The following is a 23722-nucleotide window of genomic DNA, read 5'->3' as shown; positions in this document are numbered from 1 at the left end:
CGGCGCCTCCTGCCAGCCCAGCCCCAGGCTCTTCTGCAACGCCACATACCGCACCAGCAACTGCAGCCGCGCCTGGGCGGCGGCATCCTGCGCCTGCAATCGCTGGCGCTGTACGTCCAGCAGATCGATCTGCGAGGTGGCACCCGCCTGTCGACGCTGGCTCATCAGCGCGAGCGAGCGATCCGCCGAAGCCTCGGCGCGGACACTGGCCTGCAGTTGCTGCCGGGCCGCACCGAAGCGCGCCAACGCGGTGTTGGCATCCTGCAGTGCAGCCAGCACCGTGCCCTCGTAGGCCGCCAACCGGGCCTCATTGCCGGCCCGAGCCTGGGCCACACGGGCCTTGTTCACGCCGAAGTCGAACAGCGACCAGCGCAGGAACGGGGCGACGATGGTGGCGGCTGAATCCCGCCCCAGGTCGGAAACCGAGGTGGCGCCCGCGCCGATGCTGCCCAGCAGGGTCACCTGCGGAAAATACGCCGAGATCGCCTGGCCGATCTGCGCCGAGGATGCCGCCAGCTCGCGCTCAGCCTTGCGCACATCCGGCCGGCGCTGGATCAACGCGCCCGCATCGTCCACCGGGACGCTGGCCGGCAGCACCGGCAGCGGCTGGTCTGCCGCCAACCGCGCATCCAGCGCCCCCGGCTCGCGGCCTACCATCAGGGCCAGCACATCCCGGGCTTCGTCGGCCTGTGCCTGTAGCGGCGGCAGCGCAGCCTGCTGCTGTTGCAGCTGGGCCTGCGCGCGCTCCACCTGCAGGTCCGAATCCGCACCGCGTTGGCGGCGCTGACGGGTCAGCTGCAGGCTTTCATCGGCGGCTCGGAGGTTGTGCTCGGCCAGGGCGATACGCTCGCGGCTGCTGCGGTAGCCGAGGTAGACCTGGGTCAGTTCCGCGGCAAGCTGCACCTGCGCATCGGCCAGTGCTGCGGCGTTGGCCTCGGCTTCGGCGGCGGCCTGCTCGGCCGCGCGGCGTCGGCGGCCGAACAGGTCCAGTTCCCAACTGGCGTCGAAGCCGGCCACGTACAGCTCGGTGTCCAGATCGATATCGGCGAACTGCTGGCGCAGCTGCGCCGCCTCCTGCGGACGGCCGTTGGCCTCGGCCACGCCGGCGATGTTCTCGCCCAGACCGCGCACGCTGTTTTCCAGCGAATCCGGTGCCTTGATGTTGGCGTAGCCCGCCGCCGCGCCCACGCTGGGCAGCTGCTCGGCGCGGCGCTGTCGCTGCAGCGCGCGCGAGGCCAGCAGCTTGGCCTGGGCGGCGCGCAGGTTGGGGCTGTTGCGCAGCGCTTCGTCCACCAGCTGGTCCAGCAGCGGATCGTTGAGCGCGCGCCACCACTGGCTGGGCGGGCTGGCGGGCTGCACGCCGGCCTGCGCCGCGCGTGGGAGCTGCGCCTGCGCGGTAGCGACCGTGGCCACGTCCGGTTTCACGTAATCCGGCCCCACCATGCAGCCCGCCAGCAGCAGCGGCAGGGTGGCCGGGCACAGCCGGCGCAGAAGGGGGGAAACGGGCAAGGTCGTCGAAGTCATCAGTGCATCGCCAATGGAACGCCCTTGGGCAGGGGCTTGAGCAGGAAGACCAGCGGCAGGGTGGCCACCACGATCAGGCCGAAGATCCAGAACAGGTCGTTGTAGGCCATCACCATCGCCTGCATCTGCACCGTCTGCGCCAGCACGGCCATCGCCTGGGTGGCGTCGCCCAGCTGCTGGCCGTAGGCATGCAGCGCGTCCTGTGCGATGGTCGAGTTTGCGGTAACGCTGCTGCCGATCGCATCGATGTGCAGGGTGGTGCGGCGTTCCTGGAAAGTGGAAATGATGGCCAGCCCGATCGAGCCGCCGAGATTGCGCGCGGCGTTGAACAGGCCGGACGCATCGCTGGTGTACTCGCGCGGCACCGAGGTGATGGCCGCCTGGTTCAACGCCATCATCGCCAACGCCAGCCCACAGCCCTGCAGCAGCTGGCCTATGACGAAGTGCGGGCCGATGCTGTCCGGAGTCAGCCCCAGATTGACGAAGCAGGCAGCGGCGAAGCACAGCATGCCGCCGAACACCATGATGCGTACGTCGACCGTTTCCAGCATCTTCGGCATCAACGGCATCAGCAGGATGGTCGGCAGGCCGGCCAGCAGCAGCACATAGCCGGCCTGCTCGGTGTTGTAGCCGGCGATGATCGCCAGGAACTGCGGGATCATGTACATGACCCCGAACAGGATCATGCCCACCGCCATCACCATCACGAACACTGCGCCGAAACTGCGCTGGAACAGGATGTTGAGGCGGATGACCGGCGCCTTGCTGGTGAACTGCGAAAGCGCGAGCAGCGCGAAGCCCAGCACCGAGACGATGCTGAGAACCACGATCATCGTCGATTCGAACCAGCGCTCGCGCTGGCCGTCTTCCAGCACCACGGTAAGCGCGGACAGGCCGGCGGTCATGCCGACGATGCCCAGCCAGTCTGCGCGCAGCAGCCCACCCCAATCAGACGTTTCATGCGGAAGGCCGAGCAGCAGCAGGGCAACCAGGCCGGCGCAGATCGGCACGTTGATGAAGAACGCGTAGTGCCAGCTGACGTTCTCGGTCAACCAGCCGCCCAGCAAGGGGCCGATCACCGGGCCCAGGATGACGGTCATGCCGAACAGCGCCGTGCCCAGCGGCTGCTGCTTCGGCGGCAGCCGCGTGCCGACGATGGTCAGCGCGGTCGGGATCAGCGCACCACCGGCAAAACCCTGCCCTACCCGTCCGGCGATCATCATCGGCAACGAATCGGCCAGGCCGCACATCACTGAGAAGGCAGTGAACAGCGTGGCGCAGATCAGCAGGAAAGTGCGCAGGCCCAGCGTGCGCACGAACCAGCCGGTCAGCGGAATCATCACGATTTCCGAGACAAGGAAGGCGGTGGAGATCCAGGTGCCTTCGGTGCCGCTGGCGCCCACTTCGCCCTGGATGGTGGGCAACGCGGCGTTGACGATGGAGATGTCCAGCGTAGCCATGAACGAACCGATGGTGCCGGCCGCCACGGCCAGCCAGGCCGCGGCATCCGCCTTGCCTCCGGCGACAGGTGCTGCGTGGGCACGGGTGGCGTTCATCGCGCCGGCGCGGCCATGGCCTCGGCCTCGTCCTGGGTGCGCTCGCGCGCATCCTTTGCATTGCGGGTATCGACGGTCACTTCCACCGACATGCCCGGCACCAGCACCTTGCGTGCTTCGGCACCTGCGTCCACCCGGATGCGCACCGGCACGCGCTGCACGACCTTGGTGAAGTTGCCGGTGGCGTTCTGTGGCGGCAGCAGCGCGAACTGCGAGCCGGTACCCGGCGAAATGCTCTCCACCGTGCCGCGCAATGGGGTGCCTGGCAACGCATCGACCTTGATTTCGGCCGCCTGGCCGGCGCGCATCAGGCCCACCTGGGTTTCCTTGAAATTGGCGACGAGGTACAGCGAAGCAACCGGCACGATGGTCATGGTGCGGGTACCGGCAGCAACAAACTGGCCGACCTGCACGGTCTTGTTGCCGACACGGCCATCGATGCGCGCGCGCAGCTCGGTGTCCTCAAACGCCACTCTGGCCTGCGCAGCGTCGGCCTGCGCCTGTTTCAGTCCGGCCTGGGCCTGCTCGAGCTGGGCCTGGCTGGCTTCGATCTGGCTCTGCGCGCCCTGGATCTGTGCCTTGGCCGCGTCGTACTGGGCCTGGGCGCGCTCGACATCGTGGCGCAGGCTTTCAACGTGTTCATGGGTGTCGGCACCACTGGCCGCCAGCGGGGTGAAGCGCGCCAGCTCTGACCGGCCGAAACGCAGCGAGGCGGCGGCCGCGGTGAGCTGGGTCCGTGCCTGCAGCAGGCTGGACTGCTGGCCCTGCACCCCCGCGGCAGCAGCGGCGATGTCGGCTTCGCGCACGGCGATCACGGCCTCGGCCTGGTCCAGCGTGGCACGGTAGGTACGCGGGTCGATGCGCAGCAGCGGTTCGCCGGCCTTGACCCACTGGTTGTCCTGCACCAGCACTTCGGTGACGTAACCGTTGATGCGCGGAGCGACCGCGACAGCGTCGGCCTGCAGATAGGCGTTGTTGGTGTCCTGCAGGTAGCGGCCGACCAGCAGGTGGTAGATCAGCCAGGCAACCAGGGCGATGACCACGACGACGCCGATGATGGCCAGCGTCCAGCGGACTTTGGGGTTTTTCAGCGGCGAAGGCTTGTCCTCGTGGGTGGAGGGGGCTTCGTCGGTGGGGGCATCGGTGCGCGAGGGGTGGTCGGTCATTGTCTCGTCGTGGCGGTGGTCGTGCCATACGGGACGGTAGGGGAGGACGTGCGGACGCGGAGTGAAAGTGCCTCCCGCGCCCTTCCCTGCGCGGATCTGCGCGCGGCGCATGTCGCGATAGTCCTGCACCCGGACGCTGCAAGGCATGCCGCCATGACCGCCAGACCCGCACCACAGCAGCCGTACAGGTATCTGCAACGCTTTTTGGAGTCGCAATCATTGACCGATGCCCACCAGCGCGGCGGAATCGTGGCCATCCGCCAAAGGATCTGCCCTCTCCATGCCCGCACCTGCTGCCCACACTGCTGCATCACCCTTGCGCCCCTTGGACGTCGTCGTCATCGGGGCCGGTCAGGCCGGACTGTCAACAAGCGCGGTCCTGCAGGAGGCCGGCGTCGAGCATCTGGTGCTGGAATCGGAACACGTGGGTGCCAGCTGGCGACGGCGCTGGGACGCCTTCCAGGTCAACACCGCCAACATGACCATGGCGCTGCATGATCACGCTTATGCCGGCGACGATCCGGAGGGCTTCATGACCGCTCCGGACGTCATCGACATGCTTGCCGGCTACGCACAGGCGCGCGCGTTGCCGGTGAAGGAAGGCTGCACGGTCCAGCGGGTCGCTCCCGCTGCGGGCGGCTATGCGGTCACCACCGATCAGGGCCGCATCCACGCACGGTCGGTGGTGGTGGCCACCGGGGAGTATCGCCGGGCCCGCATGCCGCGGGTTCCCTTCGCACCCAGCGCAACGCTCACCGTGCTGCATTCGGGCCAGTACCGCAATGCCGGCCAGCTGGCCGAAGGCGCGGTGCTGGTGATCGGTGGGGGGCAGTCGGGCGCGCAGATCGCCCAGGACCTGCATGCCAGCGGGCGAAGGGTCTACTGGTCACTGGCCGACCGTCCATCACATACGCGCCGCCTGCGTGGCAAGGACTCGATGCTCTGGTGGGACATGGCCGGGCGTATCCATCAGCATGTGAGCGAATCGGCCGGCGTGCTCGCTGGCGAACCCGATGCGCTGCGGAAGGCCAGGACAGCGGAATTTCCGTTGATATCCGGCAAGGGCAATGGTGGCCGTGGCAGCTCGATCAGCCTGATGAGCATGCACCGCGACGGCATCGCGCTGCTCGGGCGCCTGCAGCAGCTGAGCGGTCATGCGTGCAGCTTCGCCGACGTACAGCCGCAACTGCGCCGTGCAATCGACGCCACGCGGGCCGAGTTCGCCTACCTCGACGGGCTGGCCAGTGCGTACTACGCCACGCGACCGGAACCGCGCACGGACGACGCCCGCTACATTCCCGAGGAGGTCTACCTGGACTGGGAGCTGCCGTCGTCGCCCTCCTTCCTGGACCTGCAGAGCGCAGGCATCCGGTCGGTGGTGCTGGCCACCGGCTTTGTCGCCGAATGGCCATGGCTGGCCGTGGACGGCGCGCTGGATGCGCATGGTTATCCGCGGGGCGAGTTCGGGGTGTCACCCGAGCCAGGACTGTTCTTCATCGGCATGCACAACCTGCAGCGGATGAGTTCGTCGTTCCTGTGCAACGGAGGCCGTGATGCACGCGACCTGCTACCGGACATCCTGCGGCACCTTGAGCGGTGCCGCAGCGCTGCCTGAGCCGGTTTGCCGGCCAGCGGCCGGTACTACCTGCCGGTCTTCACCTCGGTCCACAGACGGGTGTACAGCTTGTCCGTCTCCGGGGTGTTGATCGAATAGGTGAACATCTTCGCGGCCACATCGGCCGGCGGGTAGATGGTCGGGTCGGTACGGATCGCCTCGTCCACCAGCGGGGTCGCGGTCGGCACCGGGTTGGCGTAGTGGATGAAGTTGGTATTGGCCGCAGCGACCTTCGGCTCCAGCAGGTAATTGATGAACTTGTAAGCGGCTTCCGGATGCTTGGCGTCCTTTGGGATCGCCAGCATGTCGAACCACTGCGGTGCGCCTTCCTTCGGAATCGAATAGGCGACATGCACGCCGTTGCTGGCCTCCTCGGCGCGGTCGCGGGCCTGGATGATGTCACCCGACCAGCCGACCACCAGGCAGGTGCCGCCGTTGGCCAGCGAACCGACGTACTGCGAGGAGTGGAAGTTCTGCACGTACGGGCGGATCGACTTCAACAGGTCGGCCGCCTTCTGCAGCTCGGCCGGATCGCCGCTGTGCGGGTCCAGGCCCAGGTAGTGCAGTGCGATCGGGATCATGTCGGCCGGCGTGTCCAGGATGGTCACGCCGCAGTCCTTCATCTTGCTGATGTTCTCCGGCTTGAACACCAGGTCCCAGCTGTTGGCGATGTCGGCGCTGCCGCCGAAACGCTCCTTCAGCATGTCCACGTTGTAGCCGATGCCGGTGGTGCCCACCATGTACGGCACGCCGTAGCGGTTGTCCGGATCCTGGGTGGCGATGCGCTTCATCACCGCCGGGTCCAGATTGGCCAGGTTCGGGATCTTGCTCTTGTCCAGCGGCAGGAACACGCCCGCCTGGATCTGCCGGCCGAAGAAGTTCAGCGTCGGCACCACCACGTCGTAGCCGCTGTTGCCGGCCAGCAGCTTGGTCTCGACCATCTCATCGCTGTCGAACACGTCGTAGGTCACCTTGATCCCGGTTTCCTTCTCGAAGGTCGGGATGGTGTCCTCGGCAATGTAATCGCTGTAGTTGTAGACGTTCAGGACCTGGCTGTCCTGACTGCCACCGTTGCCACCGCCACAGGCGGCGAGCATGGCGGAGGCCAGGCCGAGCGTGAGGATACGCAGCTTCATCGGGTGCTCCAGAATGCGGGGAGGGGGGCCGGCTCGGGCCGGCGACGGATGCCAGCCTACCCCCCGGCGGCGGATTTTTCTATTCCACGCTTTCACACGTTCAGCAGCAGGAACTCGCGCTCCCACGAGCTGATGACACGGAAGAAGGTCTCGTACTCCTTGCGCTTGACCGAGATGTAGGCCCGGCAGAAGCGCTCGCCCAGCAGCGCCTGCAGTTCGCCGCAGCGCTCAAGCCCGTCCAGCGCTTCGCCCAGCGAGCGCGGCAGGTTGTAGCCCAGTTCCTTGGCGCTGCCGGTGACCGGCGCATCCGGCGCCAGCCGCTCGCGGATGCCGAGCAGGCCACAGGCCAGGGTGGCGGCCATCGCCAGGTAGGGATTGGCGTCGGAGCCCGCGAATCGGCTCTCCACCCGCATGTTCTCCGGTGTATCCAGCGGCACGCGCAGGCCGCAGGTGCGGTTGTCGAAGCCCCAGTGCACGTTGCTCGGCGACACCTCGCCGAACACCAGCCGGCGATAGGAATTGACGTTCGGCGCGAAGAACGCCATCGCCTGCGGCGCATACTTCTGCAGCCCCCCAAGATAATGGCCGAACACCGGGCTGAACTCGCCTTCGGCATCGGTCTCACCGGCGAACACGTTGCTGCCATCGCTCACCCGCACCAGGCTCTGGTGGATGTGCATGGCGCTGCCCGGTTCGTTCTCCATCGGCTTGGCCAGGAAAGTGGCGTACACGCCGTGGCGCATCGCCGCCTCGCGCATGGTGCGCTTGAACAGGAAAACCTGGTCGGCCAGATCCATCGCATCGGCGTGGGTGAAGTTGACTTCCAGCTGTGCCGCGCCGGATTCGTGGATCAGCGTGTCCACGTCCAGCTTCATGGCATCGGCGTAGTCGTACATCAGGTCGAGGATGGGGTCGAACTCGTTGACCGCATCGATCGAATACGACTGCCGCGCTGTTTCCGGGCGACCGGAGCGGCCGGCAGGCGGCAGCAGCGGGAAATCCGGGTCGGTGTTCTTCTGCACCAGGAAGAACTCCAGTTCCGGCGCCACCACCGGGCGCAGGCCCAGCTCGGCGTAGGCCGCCAGCACGCGACGCAGCACATTGCGCGGCGCCAGCTCATGCGGCTCGCCATTCTTGGTGTAGCAGTCATGGATGATCTGCGCGGTGGCATCGGCGGCCCACGGCACCATGCGCACGGTATCCGGATCCGGGCGCAGCATCATGTCCGAGTCCGACGGCGAGGTCAGTTCGTAGTAGTCATCCGGAAACTCGCCGGTCACCGTCGTCGCGAAGATGCCCTCGGGCAGGCGGGTACCATAGTCGTGCGAGAACTTGTCGGCGGGAATGATCTTGCCGCGCGCGTTGCCGGTGATGTCGGGCACCAGGCATTCGACTTCGGTGATACGCCGCTCCTTCAGCCAGCGCAGCAGGCTGCTCTCCTGCGGTGCGGGGGGCGTTGCCGTCTTGCGCGGGCGCGTTCGGGAACTCATCGGGAATCCAGTTGGTTCTGTTGATGCTGCCGGCAAGCTTGGCCGAACGCACGGAAAATAGCGTGATAGAACGGCGCCTGCATGACGCGCCACTCCGGGTGCCACTGTACGCCGAGCACGAAGCGGTGGCGCGGGCTGCGTGCCGCCTCGACCAGCCCGTCATCGGCGCGGGCCTCGACCTGCAGGCCGCTGGCCAGGCGGGCAATGCCCTGGCCGTGCACCGAATTGACCTGCACCCTCCCCTCGCCGTGCCAGTCCGCCAGCCACCCATCCGCCACCAGTGTGACCGCGTGGGACGGCCCGTACTGCACGTCCACGGGCGCCTGCGGATCTTCGCGATGATCGGCCAGCCCGGGTACCCGATGGACCTGTGGATGCAGGCTGCCTCCCAGGGCGACGTTCAATTCCTGGAAGCCACGGCAGATCGCCAGCACCGGCAGGTCCATCGCCAGCGCCTCGTCCAGCAGTGCGAAGGCATTGGCATCGCGCGCAGGATCATGCGCATTGCCGGGCCAGCTGCGGCCACCGTCGTAATGCTGCGGCTCGATGTTGCTGACCGCACCGGTCAGCAGCAGACCGTCGAGGCCCTGCAGCCAATCGCGCGCCGGCAGCGGCGGCTGCAGGCTGGGCAGCACCAGCGGCGTGACCTCCGCTGCCTCGGCCAGGGCGCGGACATACTTCTCGCCGGCCACCGCAAAGCGATGATGGCCAAGCACCGTACTGTCGGTGGGAAGGCCCACCCAGGGCAGGCGACGCATGGGGAAACTCCTTGGCGTGCAGACACGTTACCCGCAGGTGCGCGAGTGCGGCAAGTCGTCGCCATCACGCGCGAGGTGCCAAGTATCGGCGAAACTGGGGGCGTGAACGCCGATCAACCTCCTCCGCCCCGTCTTCCCACCCTGCGCCCGCGAGGCCCGCAGTGACGTCCGCCTTTCCAGCCAGCTGGTATGCCGCCAGCCTGCCGGAGCCGGCCGCCCTGCCTCCGTTGCAGGGCGACGTGCAGGCCGATGTCGCAGTGCTCGGTGCAGGCTACACGGGCCTGACGGCGGCGCTGGAACTGGCCTCACGCGGCCAGCACGTGGTCCTGCTGGACGCCCAGCGGATCGGCTGGGGCGCGTCCGGTCGCAACGGTGGCCAAGCGCTGGTGGGCTATGGCTGCGAGGTGGACGAACTGGAACGGCAGCTGGGCCGGGACGATGCCCGCCATCTGTTCGACTGGTCACGTGACGCCGTGCAGGCCATGCGCACCCGCATCGACCGCTACGGCATCGACTGCCATTGGCGTGAGGGCCACGCCAGCGTCGCCATCCGTGCCCGCCACGAGCGCGAGCTGCGTGCCCACTGCGAGCACCTGCAACAGCAATACGATTACCCGATGCAGTGGTGGGATCGGCAGACACTGCGTGGGCAGCTGGACAGCCCGCGCTATCGCGCGGCCATGTTCGATCCACTCAGCGCGCACCTGCACCCCCTGGCGTATGCGCGCGGCCTGGCCGACGCAGCGCGCGCGGCCGGGGTGGTCATCCACGAGAACTCTGCGGTCACCCGCGTGCAGCGCGGGCCTCGCCCGGCCCTGCACACCGCGCACGGCAGCGTCAGCGCCGCGCATCTGGTGATCGCCGGCAATGCCTGGCTGCAGGGCCTGCTGCCAGTGCTGGAGCACCGCATCATGCCGGTAGGCACCTATATCGGTGCCAGTGCGTGCCTCGGCCCCGAACGGGCCCGCACCCTGATCCGTAATGACATGGCAGTAGCAGACACTGCCTGGGCGCTGGACTATTTCCGCCTGAGCCACGACCACCGTCTGCTGTTCGGGGGCCGCGCCAGCTACTCGGCGCTACCGCCGCCCGGGCTGCGCGGAGTGATGCAGCGACGCATGCACGCGGTTTTTCCGCAGCTGGCCGACGTCGCTCTCGATCAGGTCTGGGGCGGCTATGTCGACATCACCCGCAACCGCGCCCCGCATTGGGGACGGCTGGACGGCAATCTGTACTTCGCGCAGGGATTCTCCGGCCACGGCGTGGCGGCAGCCGGACTGGCGGGTGACGTGATCGCTGCGGCAATCGCCGGCCAGAGCGAGCGCCTGGACGTGTTCCAGCGCCTGAAGCACGCGCCGTTCCCGGGCGGGCGCCTGCTGCGCATGCCGCTGCTGGTGGCTGCGATGTCGTGGTACAGGCTGCGGGATGCGTTGTGGTGACGATATCAGCGCCCTTGACGGGACTCCACGGCAGTGCGACTTGATCCCTTCACACCGATTGTTTGCATAATCTGCACAGGAGCAGGGGGAGCACGTGGATGCAGTGGTGGAAGGAAGGTCTACCGGTGAACATCCGGATCAGTCCCCAGGGACTGGTGCTGATGCTCATCTATGCCGTCGCCTGCGTGGCCACGCGCAAACTTTCGGTAGACCAGTTCTACCTGCCGGCAGGTGTGCGTGTGGCCGCCTTGCTGCTCTGTCCACCGCGCCTGTGGCCTTACCTGTTGCTGGGCGAGTACGCCTACTTCGCCCATCTGCGGATTCCGCTGCTCGAAAAATACGGGTTGGCATGGGTGCTTCTGGCCTCGGCATTTCTCATGCCGGCAGTGATGCTGATCGTACGCATGCACCAGAAGTTGCTTGCGCGCACCACGGTCCTCGGCGTGATCTCGATCGCGGTCTGTGCCGCGACGATCATCAGCCTGCTCAACCTCGGAATCTCGTACCTGCTCTGGGAGCCGCTGCATAACGCGTCGTTTATCACCAACGTAATGCGCTATGCGCTGGGCGACTTCACTGGGATCCTCATCCTGGCGCCACTCGCGCTGCTCTGGATCCGTCGCGCCGAGGAACAATGGACACCCCGGTCCGTTGCGGCCACAGTCGGAGCACTAGTAGCCATGCTGGTCATTGGCCTGCAGGCGACGCCGGTACCCGCCTCGATCACGGCCCCTGGCTCGCTGCAGTTGTTGTTGATCCTGCCTATTCCCGCAATCGCCCTGACCTGCCTGCTGGGATGGCGAGGGGCGGCCGTCGGTGTCGCCGCAGTGAACATGATTCTTGGTCTGAGCACCCCTTCTGACCACCCCGCATCATTCGATCAGGCGACCTTTGCCACCCAGCAGGCCATGGCCATCGCCAGCGTCGCCCTGTTGTTGCTGGGTGCGCGCATCACGCATTTCCAGAGCCAGCATCGGCTGCGTGAGGAAGACGGCAGAAACTCGATGAAACTGGCCCGCAGTACGCACATGGCCAGCGAAATGGATCTGCGAGAGCGAGCGGCGCACCTGCGCAGGCTGGGCGAGGGGATGGACCTGTCGCTCAACGAGATGGTGAACTGGCTGCACGCGCAAGGGCACCACGCTGTCGCCAACAGCCTGAAACACACATCAGAAGTCCATTCGCGCCAATTCCGCGCGCAGGCGAGCATGATCTACCCATCCGCCCTGGAGCGTCTCGGGCTTTACGTCGCTCTTCGTGCAGGTGGCGTGCGGGAGGCATGGGACAATACGCACCGGGTTACGCAGCCCCGGCTGACGGGCGACCCATGTCAGTTGGGAGTGGATCTGCAGCTGGCCGCATACCGGACCGTGGTTGAGGCCGTATCGTTGCTGCTCAGGTATGAGCCCGGTCAGATCTCCGTGCGCATCAGGTGCGGCGTCTTCAGACAGATGCACGGAGTACTGATTTCCGCCGCTCTTGTCGATCCTCACCATGCGCTTTCGCAACAGACTCAGGAACTGGTCCGTTCACAGCTATTGGGCCGGATCGTCGCCTATTCCGGGGTCGTCGATGTTCAGAAAAACAGGATCCGGATCGCCTTGCTGGATGGGCTGGCCACCTATCCGCAGGCCCCTCTGGCAGCACACTGTCCAGATGCGCCGTGGCCGTTCGACCAAGGTCGGCAATCTGCAACCTGACATAGAATTGCCAGTCAAAGCGCGATGGATGTCACTAATTCGCAGCAGTGCTGAACTGGTGTCGGCGGCAAAGAGCCAGGTAACGAAGAAGAGATCCGATTGCGTAGGCGGGAATCTGCCGATACTGTCGCCAGAGGTGTAGACGTCCAGAGTGGATGGAACGCCACCATGGTACGAGCAAGGGAGGCTTGGGATTGAACTGGTGGAAGAACGATGTCGAGCTGAGCTTCCGGATACGCCCCATCGGACTTTTCATCGCTGGGATGTACGCCGTCACGTGCTGGGCCGCTCGTCAGGTCTCGCTCGACCAGTTTTACCTGCCGGCAGGCATACGGGTCGCTGCGCTGCTGCTCTGCCCTCCCCGCCTCTGGCCCTATCTGCTGCTTGGCGAATATGCTTACTTTGCCCAGATGCGATATCCACTCATCGGGAAGTATGGGCTGGCTTGGGTGATCCTGGGCTCCGTGTTCCTCATGCCAGCGGTAGCCTTGGTCGTGCGGGCGCATCGCAGATTCATGACCGCGACAACGGAGGGCTGGCTTTTCTCGATGGCGGTTTCCGCCGCGCTCATCGCCACCGCATTGAAACTGGGCTTGGCCCACCTGCTCTCCGAGAACCCGTCTTCCGTGCCATTTGCGACACGAGCTGTCCGCTTCGTGCTCGGTGATTACATCGCAATACTGACTGTCGCCCCACTCGCACTGCTCTGGATCCGGCGCCGGTCACTGTACGAGTGGAAGTTTTGGAAGCACGCGCCTACCGTAGCCGCATTGACACTACTGATATCACTGGGCGCATTCATGGCCTCGGGTGTCGAGCTCCCAGATGCCACCAAGACATCCCTGCAACTGGTGATGGCTTTGCCGGTTGTTGCCTTGACCTGCATCCATGGCTGGCGAGGAGCAGCTGTGGGTGTTCCGCTGTTGAACATAGTGATTGCAATGACAACACCAGCATCAGGACTGCCTGGTTCGTTCGACCAGCGAACATTCATGATGCAGCAGCTCATTGCCGTTGCAGGGACGGCGCTTCTTCTACTCGGTTCCCGCATCACTCAGCACTATCATCAGCATGCGCGCCATGATCTGGATGGGAGTCAGACGGCCAGACTTTCGAGAACTGCTCATATGGCCAGCGAACTCGATCTGAGGCAGCGGGCGCTTGATCTCAGGAAGATCGCAGACGGCGTCGAGAAATCACTGAACCAGACTGCCGATCTTCTGAAAATGCACGGACACCATGCACCTGCAATGGATCTGCTGCACACCTCGACGACACATTCACGCCAGTTCCGTGAACTCACAAGCCTGGTGTATCCAACCGAAGTCGAGCAGGTCGGGTTGTATGTTGCCCTGCAGGTCAGCGGCATCAGCGAAAACTGGGACCGGACCAGCAGGGTTGCGCTCCCCCGCATGACGGGCGACCCCTGCAGGCTGAGCATTGCACTGCAGCTTGCTGCCTATCGAACCCTTACCGAAACGGTCGCACTGCTGCTCAAACACGAACGGGGGCAGATCCAGATCCAAGCACGCTGCGGCAGCCTGCATGGTCAACAGGGCATCCTGATCAGTGCATCTCTGTTGGACAGAGATCGCCACTTGTCGCTGGAAACCGCAAAACTGATCGTCGAGCGCCTGAGTTCACGTGCACTGGCCTATGGCGGTAAAGTGCAGACACGTCAAAACCGCGTAAGAGTGCTACTGCAGGAAACGGCCACGGGTGCAACCCACGGCAGCACGCATGCAGCGTGGATTGCTCGCGCCGACATCACCTGACTCTCACTCATCCGCCTCGATCAAGGAAAAGATCGTGCTTCAGCGGCTCGTAGCCGGCAGTTCGATCGCCCACGTTGCGTTGCTACCAGCACCATAGACGACCAGCGAGAACTCGGCTTGCCTGAGTACCACATGCCGCTGGGACTTTTCCGGCAATGCCAGCCGCTGCGACGGCAAAGACACGGCAATCGGACTTTTGCCGGCCGGGAGCGTCCAGAACGTGGTGTCAACCTTGCCGATTATCAGCAGGACCTGTCCGGAGAGGTCATTCACCTGATAATAGTTGATTCCCTCACGCTCGAACCCATACACCAGCCAGTTCGGATCTGCACTCAGATTCGTCGCTGCTGGACGGGACTCACCAAGCCCCGCCTGAGCCATATGTGTTCCGTTGTCGTCACTCGGGCAGCATGCCGCCTCGGCGACGGCAGGTGCGGACAACAGAGTCATTGCAGGCATCAAAAAACGCAGACCAGAGAAATTCACACTCACCCCCGTGTTCGGTTGGACAACGCCAGGCAAACTCACTTCGCCACCCCGTGACTGGATGGGCTCTCGGCCTCGCTTGCGGGCTGCCTCAGCCGGACGGAGTCAACCTCAGGCCGCCGGCAGGGTGGCGCAGCCAGCATAACCATCATCCAGCACCAGCGCCACGAGCAGAACTTCCGCCACTCCGCTCGTCGGGCCCCGACACTGAACGTGTCAGCCGGCGTTCACGCGATGACAACGCATGCGGTACCACCACTAAAGTTACGGCCGAAACCGCCGCTACCCGTGCCAAGACTTCCCTGACGTGAGCCTCCGCATCATGCCCGTCCTGCCGCAGGCCGCCGTCGATGGCGACCTCGCCGATCCGCTTCCGCAGCGGATCCTGCTGGTCGAAAACTCCCGTGCCTTCACCGGCATGCTGCGCGAGGCGATCGAACAGCGCCTGGAGCTGCCCGTCGTGGTCGCTTCCACCCTGGCCGAGGCCGACCGCCTGCTCAATGAGAGCGGCGGCTGGTTCCTGGTCCTGACCGGCCTGGTTCTGGCCGATGGCGACAGGGACGCGGTGGTCGAATTCTTCCTGAAACGCGATCTGCCCACCGTGGTGGTCAGTGGCGTGTATGACGAGGATCTGCGCAAGCGCGTGCTGCAGCAGCAGATCATCGACTACGTCCTGAAGAACACGCCCGGCAGCATCGACTATCTGGTGTGGCTGGTGCAGCGCCTGGAACGCAACCGTCGCATCGCCGCGCTGGTGGTGGACGATTCGCCCTCGGCACGCGGCTATGCGGCCGCGCTGCTGCGCATGTACGGCCACGAAGTGTACGAGGCTGCCGACGGCAACGAAGGCCTGGCGGCGATCGAGGCCCATCCTGCGATCCGGCTGGCGGTGGTCGACCAGGAGATGCCCGGCATGCAGGGCGTGGAATTCACCCGCCGCCTGCGCACCCTGCGCTCGCGCGACAAGGTGGCGGTGATCGGCATTTCCGGCAATACCGACGCATCACTGATTCCGCGCTTCCTGAAGAACGGCGCCAACGACTTCCTGCGCAAGCCCTTCTCGCGCGAGGAATTCTTCTGCCGCGTGTCGCAGAACGTGGACCAGCTGGAGCTGATCGGCACCCTGCAGGATCTGGCCACCCGGGACTTCCTGACCGGCCTGCCCAACCGCCGCTGCTTCCTGGAACAGAGCCAGCGCCAGCTGCCCCAGCTGCAGACCCATGGCCAGAGCGTGGCGGTGGCGATGATCGACATCGATCACTTCAAGCACATCAACGATACGCACGGCCATGAGGCCGGCGATGACGCCCTGCGTGCCGTGGCCGGGGCGGTGGCCGTGCATGCGCGCAGCCAGGACTTGATCGCGCGCTTCGGCGGCGAGGAGTTCTGCCTGCTGGTGCCGGACATGGAGCAGGACGAGGCAATGCTCTACTTCGAGGAACTCCGCCAGCGCATCGCGGCGCTGGAAGTGGATATCGGCACCGCCACACTGCGCATGACCGTCAGCATCGGCCTGTGCTGCCTCCGCCCGCAGCGCGATGCGCTGCATCGCCTGATTTCCGAGGCCGACCGTCAGCTGTACCTGGCCAAGGCCGGTGGCCGCAACCGGGTCAGCTGCACCACCATGGGCAGCCCGCTGCGTCCGCGCGAGCCCGCCCTGCCCTGATCGATCCGCTTTGATCCAGATCAACGCTGCCTGCCGGCAGCAGCCCTACAGTCGGCCCCGACATCACGCATGAAGGGGAGCCGGGGATGGCATTACTGGTCTGGCAGGACGATCTGAACATCGGCATCGATGTGATCGACCAACAACACCGCCGCATCATCGAGATGCTCAATCACCTGCATGTGGCCCAGGCCAGCATGCAGCGTGCTGCTGTCGGCGAAGTGATCGACGAGGTGGTTGATTACACCATGTCGCACTTCGCGTTCGAAGAAGAGCTGATGGAGGAAGCCGGCTATCCGTTCTGCGCTGCCCACAAGCGCGTGCATGAGGTCTTCATCAAGCGCGTGGCCGAGTACCGGCTGCGGTTCCAGGCCGGCGAGGACATCAGCGACGAGCTGCGCACGATGCTCTCGCGCTGGCTGTTCAACCACATCCGCGGCGACGACCAGGCCTACGCCGAACAGGTCAAGTCACATCTGAACCAGTTCACCCGTGAACACCAGGGCGGGGGCTGGCTGGGCCGCACGCTCAAGCGGATCTTCGGCTGATCAGCGCACGCGACGCTGCAGTGCCACCAGTGCGGCCAACGTCGCAATCGCGGTCAGGCACAGGTAGTAGCCGACCGCGACCAGGCCGAAGCGCTCGGCCAGCCAGGTCGCCAGGTACGGAGCGGGCGCCGCGCCGAGAATGCCGGCCAGATTGAACGACAGCGATGCGCCGGTATAGCGCACTTCGACCGGATAGATCTCGGCCAGGAATGTGCCGCAGGGACCATAGGTCAGGCCCATCAGGAACAGACCCAGGCACAGGAAGCCCAGCACCAGCCACGGGCTGCCGGGCTGGAACAACGGCGCAAACAGCAGGCCGAAGCCCAGGATCAGCAGGCTGGCCACGATCATCGTCCGGCGGGTGCCCCAACGGTCGCCGTAGCGCGCCGACAGCGGGATGCCCAGCGCGAAGAACAGCATGGCGGCCATCTGCATCAGCAGGAACTGCTCGCGGCTGTAACCGAGTACCGCCGTGCCATGGCCCAGGCTGAATACCGTCATCAGATAGAACAGCACGAAGGTGGCGAATGCGCCCAGCGTACCCAGCAGCATCGGCACGGGATGGTCGCGCAGCACCGTCCACATCGGCAGCCGCACCGGCGCTCTGCGTTCCAGCGCCTTCTGGAAGTCCGGCGTCTCATGGATGTTCAGGCGCACCCACAGGCCCAGCCCGACCAGCAATGCGCTGGCCACGAACGGAATACGCCAGCCCCACTGCAGGAAGTCGTCCTGCCCCATGCTTCGGCCCAGCACCAGGAAGATGCCTGCCGACAGCAGGAAACCGAGCGGCGCGCCCAGCTGCGGGAACATGCCGTACCACGCGCGCTTGCCCGGTGGTGCGTTCTCGGTTGCCAGCAGCACCGCCCCGCCCCACTCGCCGCCCAGCCCCAGCCCCTGGCCGAACCGGCACAGCGCGAGCAGCGCCGGAGCCCACAGCCCGATCTGCGCATGGGTCGGCAGCAGGCCGATTGCGACAGTCGACAGTCCCATGGTGAGCAATGCCGCGACCAGGGTGGCCTTGCGGCCGATGCGGTCGCCGAAGTGGCCGAATACCGCCGAACCCACCGGCCGCGCGATGAACGCCACGGCGAACGTGGCCAGGGATTGCAGCAGCGCGGCCTGGTCACTGCTTTCCGGGAAGAACAGATGCGGGAACACCAGCACCGCGGCGGTGGCGTAGATGTAGAAGTCGAAGAACTCGATGGTCGTGCCGATCAGGCTGGCCAGCAGTACACGGCGAGGGGAATTCACGGGTGACGCGGCAGCGGTGATCGTCGACATCGGCAAGGCAGGCAATCCGGATCGTCCGATTCTGCCACGCATGACCCGGCAGGCGTGACGATGGTTTCAGCCGACACGGATGCAATCACACGCGATGCGATGTGTTCAGGGCGGTGGTGCCGCCGCTCCCTTCGGGGCGCGACCCGCTGCTACAGCTGGATCCAGGTGGCCTTGATCTCGCTGTACTTGTCGAAGGCATGCAGTGATTTGTCGCGCCCATTGCCGGACTGCTTGTAGCCCCCGAAGGGGGCGGTCATGTCACCGCCGTCCCAGCCGTTGACCCAGACGCTGCCCGCGCGCAGCTGCCGCGCAACCCGGTGTGCCCGGCCCAGGTCCCGCGTCCACACGCCCGCCGCCAGGCCGTAGCGGCTGTCATTGGCCAGGCGCACCGCTTCGGCCTCGTCGTCGAAACCCAGCACCGCCAGCACCGGACCGAACACCTCCTCGCGCGCCAGGGCCTGTTCCGGCCGGACCTGGTCAAACACGGTCGGCTGCACGTAGCAGCCGCCTGCTTCCACCTCGGCGCGGCGTCCCCCCAGCAGCAGGCGCGCTCCGTCAGCTTCGGCCATGGCGATGTCCGCCAGTACCTTGTCCACATGCGCGGCATCGACGAGGGCACCCATCGGTGCGTCGGCCTCCAACGGGTGACGCGGCTGCATGCGCTGGCCATGGGCGATCACCCGATGCACGAACTCCTCGCGGATCGAACGCTGCACCAGCAGCCGCGAGCCGGCGGTGCAGACTTCTCCCTGGTTGAAGAAGATGCCCTGCGCCACCCCCTTGGCCGCCTGCTCCAGGTCGGGCGCATCGGCAAACACGATATGCGGGCTCTTGCCGCCGCACTCCAGCCAGACCCGCTTCAGATTGGAGCGCCCGGCATGCTCGAGCAGCTTGGCGCCGGTGGCGGTGGAGCCGGTGAAGGCCAGCACGTCGACATCCCTGTGCAGCGCCAGCGGCTCGCCCACGCGGGCACCATCGCCCGGCAGAACGTTGAGCACGCCATCAGGCAGACCGGCCTCGCTGGCCAGCGCTGCCAGCCGCAACGCCGTCAGCGGCGAGCGCTCGGAAGGCTTGAGGATCACCGAATTGCCCATGGCCAGCGCCGGCGCGATCTTCCAGCAGGCCATCAGCAACGGGAAGTTCCACGGCACGATGGCGCCGACCACACCCGCAGGCTCACGCGTGACCAGGCCCAGCTCCTGGGGGCCGGTCGGTGCGATCTCTCCGTACAGCTTGTCCACCGCCTCTGCGGTCCAGGCCAGGCAACGCACCACGCCCGGCAGGTCGATGCGCCGTGCATCGCGCACCGGCTTGCCCATGTCCAGCGTTTCCAGCAGGGCCAGTTCGTCGGCATGCGCTTCCACCAGCGCCGCCAATGCCAACAGCACGCGCTTGCGTTGCGCTGGGCTCACCTGCGACCAGTGGCCGGCCTCGAAGGCGCGCCGTGCCACCTGCACGGCACGCTCCACGTCCTGCGCGTCGCAGTCGGCGACGGTGCCAAGCACGCGGCCGTCGATCGGGCTGACGCAGTCGAAGCGGGCACCGCTGGCGGCATCCACGTAGCGGCCCGCGATGAAGGCCTGGCCGGGAATGGAGAGCTGGCCGGCCAGCGCCTGCCAGTGGCTGCGGTCGGGGAAATCGGCCATGGCAGGATCCTGCAGTGCGTGTCGTTCCGGTTGTACCGGTGCCGCCGCGACCTCGCCGTGACAGGCCATGCCCCGTGTGCACGGCGGGCATGGTCCGGGCGATGACGGCTGCGCTACAGTCCCTGCATCGGACCCGACGGAACCGGCATGAAGAACCCCGCGAGCGACGTGCACGAGCTGGCCATCCAGCGCCCCGACTCCCTGGAGGCGTACTGGATGCCCTTCACCGCCAACCGCCAGTTCAAGGGCGCGCCGCGCATGCTGGTACGGGCCGAAGGCATGCATTACGAAGACGTGGACGGGCGCCAGGTTCTCGATGGCACCGCCGGCCTGTGGTGCTGCAATGCCGGCCACGCCCGCCCGCGCATCGTCGAGGCGATTGTCGAACAGGCACGCACGCTGGATTACTCACCCGCCTTCCAGATGGGTTCGCCACCGGCATTCGCGCTGGCGCAGCGCCTGGCCGCGCTGGCTCCGGCCGGGCTCAACCACGTGTTCTTCACCAACTCGGGCTCCGAGGCGGTGGATACCGCGATGAAGATCGTGCTGGCCTATCACCGCCAGCGCGGCGAAGGCCAGCGTACCCGTTTCATCAGCCGCGAGAAGGCTTATCACGGTGTGGGCTTCGGCGGCATGGCGCTCGGCGGCCTGCCCAACAACCGCCGCCAGTTCGGCCTGCAGCTGGCAGGCGTGGACTATCTGCGGCACACCCTGGATCTGCAGCGCAATGCGTTCAGCAAGGGCCTGCCGCGCCAGGGCGCGGAACTGGCCGACGATCTGGAGCGGCTGATCGGCCTGCACGACGCGTCCACCATTGCGGCCGTGTTCGTCGAGCCCATCGCCGGTTCTGCGGGAGTGATCCTGCCTGCGCCCGGCTATCTGCAACGGCTGCGGGAGATCTGCGACCAGCACGGCATCCTGCTGGTGTTCGACGAGGTCATCACCGGTTTCGGCCGGGTCGGCATGCCGTTCGCCGCGCAGCGTTTCGGCGTCACGCCGGACCTGCTGACCTTTGCCAAGGGAGTCAGCAACGGCGCGGTTCCGCTGGGTGGCGTGCTGGCCAGCGATGCGGTTCACGCCGGCCTGATGCAGGGCCCGGCACAGGCCATCGAGCTGTTCCATGGCTATACCTATTCGGGGCACCCGCTGGCCTGCGCGGCAGCCCTGGCCACACTCGACGTCTATGCAGAGGAGCGCCTGTTCGAGCGCGCCATCGAACTGGGCGAGTACTGGCAGGAGCGGCTGCACGCCCTACAGGGGCTCCCCAACGTGATCGACATCCGCAACTTCGGACTGGTCGGTGCGGTCGAGCTGGCCCCGCGCAAGGATGCTCCGGGCAGCCGTGGTCACGAGGTCTACCGGCGCTGTTTCCACGACGGCGGACTGCTGGTGCGCTGTACGGGCGACATCATCGCGCTGTCGCCGCCACTGATCGTGGACAAGCCCCAGATCGACCAGATCACCAGCACTCTGGGCGAGATGATCCGGGCCACCGCGTAAGCCCGGGCCGGCGACAGCAAGCAGGTACAATGGTCGGTTCCGTTCCTGCCCGTTGCCGTGCCCATGGACATCGTCGTCAAAGAAGAACTCAAGGCCTACATCGACCCGCTCACGCCCGACGAATATGAGGCGCTGGAGCGCAGCATCCTCGCCGAGGGCTGCCGCGATGCACTGGTACTGTGGGGCGATGTCCTGGTGGATGGCCATAACCGCTACGGCATCTGCCAGAAGCATGGCCTGCCGTTCAACACGGTGCAGAACAGCCGCTTCCAGAGCATGGAGGACGTGCACCTGTGGATGATCGAACAGCACCTGGGCCGCCGCAGCGTGTCCGATTTCCAGCGCGGCGTGCTGGCCCTGCGCAAGCGCGACATCCTGTCGGCACGCAAGCAGATCGAACAGGCCCAGCTGCAACGCGAAAGCGATGGCACCGCCGCATCGGCCGACGATGCCGGTGAAGACAGCCCACCGTGGGAACCCGCGCCGAAAATCAGCCGTGCGGAACTGGCCCGCGAAGCGAAGCTGAGCACCAGCCAGGTCGGGATGATCGAACGCATTCACGCACAGGCGGCCGCCGAAGTCGTGGAAGCGGTCAAGGCCGGCGTGATCTCGATCAGCGCGGCCGCGGCCGTGGCCGACCTGCCCGAGGAAGAGCAGCGCGCGGCAGCCGCAGGCGGCAAGGACGAACTGAAGCAGGCCGCCAAGCGCGTACGCGAGTCCAAGCGCAAGCCGCGCGCGGCGAAGCCAGAACCGGCGGAAATGGCGTTCGATGAGCCCAGCGAGGACGAGATCGCCCTGCGCGATGCGGAAGTGCTGTCCGCGCTGGAGCAACTGGGTGAGGATGCGCCGGCGCTGCGCCGACGCGTCGTCGCGCTCACTCGCGAGAACGATGCCCTGCGCACGCAGCTGGCGGCATTGCGCAGGCAGCTGGAAGCGCTGTAACGAATGGGTAGCGCTGGGCGATGCCCGGCGAGCGCAGCGGGCCCTGAAAAGCCGCCAGGCATGGCCCGGCGCTACCGATGCGCCGGCATCATCCGGTGGCGGTTAGACTGCCGCCATGACGTCCGCAATCGATCCGCGCCGCGCCCAGCTGCGACGCCTGAAAGCCATCGCCCTGGGCCTGCTGGTGTTGATGTTGGCCGGTTTTGCGGTCAGCCACTGGCAGGGCGAGCGCGGCGCCTGGGCCTGGGTATCCGCCTTCTGCGAGGCGGCAGCGGTGGGCGCGCTGGCAGACTGGTTCGCGGTGGTCGCCCTGTTCCGCAGGCCGATGGGCCTGCCGATTCCCCATACCGCCATCATTCCGCGCAGCAAGGAGCGCATCGGCGACAGTCTGGCGCTGTTCGTGCGCGATCAGTTCCTGGAACCACAGGTGCTGCTGGCCAAGCTGAAGGTGTTCGATCCGGCTGGCCGTCTCGGCAGTTGGCTGGCCGAACCGGCACGCGCACGCATGCTGGCCGACATGGCACGCGGCTGGGCGTTGCAGGCACTGGACTTCTTCGATGAACGCGCCGTGCGCCGGCAGCTGCACGCGTTCGTGGTGCAGCAGTTGCGACAGTGGAACGCGGCATCCACCGCCGGCGAGCTGCTTGCCCTGCTGACCGCCGACGGGCGCCACCAGCGTGTGCTGGACGAGGGCCTGCAGAGACTGGGACGCTGGCTGGAGCAGCCGGAAGTGAAGGAGCGCGCGTCGCAGCTGATCGTGCGCTACATCCAGCGCGAATGGCCGACGCTCTCAAGCACGGTGAACTGGGTGAAACCCATCGACGAGATCGGTGACAGCCTGGCCGAGCGGCTGGCACGCGCCGTGCTGGAGGAGCTGCAGCAGGTACTGGCCGAGCCGCAGCATCCGCTGCGGCAGGATTACGAGGCGTGGCTGGGCAACTACGTCCAGCGCCTGCGCGAAGACCCGGCGCTGGCCGAGCGCATCGAACAGCTCAAGCAGGAGATGATCGACCATCCTGCCCTGCAGGAGTACGTGCAGGGGCTCTGGGCACGCATCCACGCCAGTCTGCGCGCCGACCTGCAGCGTGAGGATTCGGCGCTGGTCGGCCACCTGCAGCGCAGCCTCGCCTCGCTGGGAAGCACCCTGCAGTCCGACCCGGCACTGCGCGATGCACTGAACCAGCATCTGCTGGAAGGCGCACAGCGCCTGACCGGGCGACTGCGCGAGGGCGTCACCACGCACATCGCACAGACGGTCAGGGGCTGGGACGAGCGCCATCTGGTCGAGCAGCTGGAACTGAGCGTCGGCCGCGACCTGCAATTCATCCGCTTCAACGGCACGCTGGTTGGCGGCCTGATCGGCCTGCTGCTGCACGCGGCAACGGTGGTGTTCCGCTTCTGAGCGGCGGGTCCGCTGACCTGCTGCGTGGGCACGGAACGACTCCTCTTTCGTCACGCAGCCTTGATTAACAGAATGCGAATGCCTATCATTTA

General features: G+C 66.3%; 17 protein-coding genes and 1 pseudogene. 9 read left to right on the top strand and 9 right to left on the bottom strand.

Annotated features, from left to right (window positions below):
• From N7367_RS04940 to N7367_RS04930, 3 genes and pseudogenes are all read right to left on the bottom strand, one after another.
• On the bottom strand, positions 1–1524 hold a 1524-nt coding region (locus tag N7367_RS04940), incomplete at its 3' end, for an efflux transporter outer membrane subunit (protein ID WP_279941849.1).
• Positions 1524–3080, bottom strand: coding sequence for a DHA2 family efflux MFS transporter permease subunit (locus N7367_RS04935; protein WP_053516574.1), 1557 nt, complete (start codon positions 3078–3080; stop codon positions 1524–1526). The genes N7367_RS04940 and N7367_RS04935, both read right to left, overlap by 1 nt.
• Positions 3077–4183: pseudogene (locus N7367_RS04930) on the bottom strand (HlyD family secretion protein); the annotation flags it as partial. The pseudogene N7367_RS04930 and the gene N7367_RS04935, both read right to left, overlap by 4 nt.
• Before the next feature lie 343 nt (positions 4184–4526).
• Here N7367_RS04930 and N7367_RS04925 point away from each other — a divergent pair.
• The gene (locus tag N7367_RS04925) at positions 4527–5861 is read left to right on the top strand and encodes an NAD(P)/FAD-dependent oxidoreductase (RefSeq protein ID WP_279941848.1); all 1335 of its coding nucleotides are present in this window, start codon (positions 4527–4529) and stop codon (positions 5859–5861) included.
• 26 nt (positions 5862–5887) lie between these two features.
• Here N7367_RS04925 and N7367_RS04920 read toward each other — a convergent pair whose 3' ends face one another.
• The 3 genes from N7367_RS04920 to N7367_RS04910 form a co-directional block, all read right to left on the bottom strand.
• Complete coding sequence (locus N7367_RS04920) at positions 5888–6997, bottom strand: polyamine ABC transporter substrate-binding protein (RefSeq protein ID WP_074901055.1); 1110 nt, start codon at positions 6995–6997, stop codon at positions 5888–5890.
• Positions 6998–7089: 92 nt separating this feature from the next.
• On the bottom strand, positions 7090–8487 hold the full coding sequence (locus N7367_RS04915) for a glutamine synthetase family protein (protein WP_065181214.1): 1398 nt from the start codon (positions 8485–8487) through the stop codon (positions 7090–7092).
• Positions 8484–9245 carry a gamma-glutamyl-gamma-aminobutyrate hydrolase family protein gene (locus tag N7367_RS04910; protein ID WP_065176208.1) on the bottom strand — a complete coding sequence of 254 codons (762 nt, stop codon included), beginning with the start codon at positions 9243–9245 and terminating at the stop codon, positions 8484–8486. Before N7367_RS04910 ends, N7367_RS04915 begins: the two co-directional genes overlap by 4 nt.
• Before the next feature lie 161 nt (positions 9246–9406).
• Here N7367_RS04910 and N7367_RS04905 point away from each other — a divergent pair, with 161 nt between their 5' ends.
• The 3 genes from N7367_RS04905 to N7367_RS04895 all read left to right on the top strand — a co-directional run bounded on the left by N7367_RS04905 (position 9407) and on the right by N7367_RS04895 (position 14159).
• Positions 9407–10684, top strand: coding sequence for an FAD-binding oxidoreductase (locus tag N7367_RS04905; protein ID WP_279941847.1), 1278 nt, complete (start codon positions 9407–9409; stop codon positions 10682–10684).
• Between the two features lie 98 nt (positions 10685–10782).
• Positions 10783–12384 (top strand): MASE1 domain-containing protein, encoded by a 1602-nt coding sequence (locus N7367_RS04900; RefSeq protein ID WP_111185687.1) that lies wholly within the window; start codon positions 10783–10785, stop codon positions 12382–12384.
• 194 nt (positions 12385–12578) lie between these two features.
• Positions 12579–14159, top strand: coding sequence for an MASE1 domain-containing protein (locus tag N7367_RS04895; protein ID WP_279941845.1), 1581 nt, complete (start codon positions 12579–12581; stop codon positions 14157–14159).
• Positions 14160–14198: 39 nt separating this feature from the next.
• Here the strand turns inward: N7367_RS04895 and N7367_RS04890 are convergent, their stop codons facing one another.
• Positions 14199–14651, bottom strand: coding sequence for a hypothetical protein (locus N7367_RS04890; RefSeq protein ID WP_279941844.1), 453 nt, complete (start codon positions 14649–14651; stop codon positions 14199–14201).
• 316 nt (positions 14652–14967) lie between these two features.
• Here N7367_RS04890 and N7367_RS04885 point away from each other — a divergent pair, with 316 nt between their 5' ends.
• Together N7367_RS04885 and N7367_RS04880 are read left to right on the top strand one after the other, a co-directional pair.
• Entirely contained in the window at positions 14968–16311 is a 1344-nt protein-coding gene (locus tag N7367_RS04885) for a diguanylate cyclase (RefSeq protein WP_053516566.1), read from the top strand.
• Between the two features lie 86 nt (positions 16312–16397).
• Positions 16398–16859, top strand: a complete 462-nt coding sequence (locus N7367_RS04880) for a bacteriohemerythrin (protein WP_053516564.1) — start codon at positions 16398–16400, stop codon at positions 16857–16859.
• Here the strand turns inward: N7367_RS04880 and N7367_RS04875 are convergent, their stop codons facing one another.
• The gene (locus tag N7367_RS04875) at positions 16860–18140 is read right to left on the bottom strand and encodes an MFS transporter (protein WP_279941843.1); all 1281 of its coding nucleotides are present in this window, start codon (positions 18138–18140) and stop codon (positions 16860–16862) included.
• A gap of 149 nt (positions 18141–18289) precedes the next feature.
• On the bottom strand, positions 18290–19786 hold the full coding sequence (locus N7367_RS04870) for an aldehyde dehydrogenase (protein WP_065181211.1): 1497 nt from the start codon (positions 19784–19786) through the stop codon (positions 18290–18292).
• A 147-nt stretch (positions 19787–19933) separates the two neighbouring features.
• Here N7367_RS04870 and N7367_RS04865 point away from each other — a divergent pair, with 147 nt between their 5' ends.
• The 3 genes from N7367_RS04865 to N7367_RS04855 all read left to right on the top strand — a co-directional run bounded on the left by N7367_RS04865 (position 19934) and on the right by N7367_RS04855 (position 23630).
• Positions 19934–21286, top strand: a complete 1353-nt coding sequence (locus N7367_RS04865) for an aspartate aminotransferase family protein (RefSeq protein WP_111185729.1) — start codon at positions 19934–19936, stop codon at positions 21284–21286.
• 63 nt (positions 21287–21349) lie between these two features.
• On the top strand, positions 21350–22228 hold the full coding sequence (locus tag N7367_RS04860) for a plasmid replication/partition related protein (RefSeq protein ID WP_279941842.1): 879 nt from the start codon (positions 21350–21352) through the stop codon (positions 22226–22228).
• Positions 22229–22343: 115 nt separating this feature from the next.
• On the top strand, positions 22344–23630 hold the full coding sequence (locus tag N7367_RS04855) for a DUF445 family protein (RefSeq protein WP_128987861.1): 1287 nt from the start codon (positions 22344–22346) through the stop codon (positions 23628–23630).
• Positions 23631–23722 lie beyond the last annotated feature (92 nt).

Source organism: Stenotrophomonas sp. GD04145, assembly GCF_029835135.1.
GTDB classification, from domain to species: domain Bacteria; phylum Pseudomonadota; class Gammaproteobacteria; order Xanthomonadales; family Xanthomonadaceae; genus Stenotrophomonas; species Stenotrophomonas maltophilia_P.
This window is presented reverse-complemented; position numbering and strand designations above follow the sequence as displayed.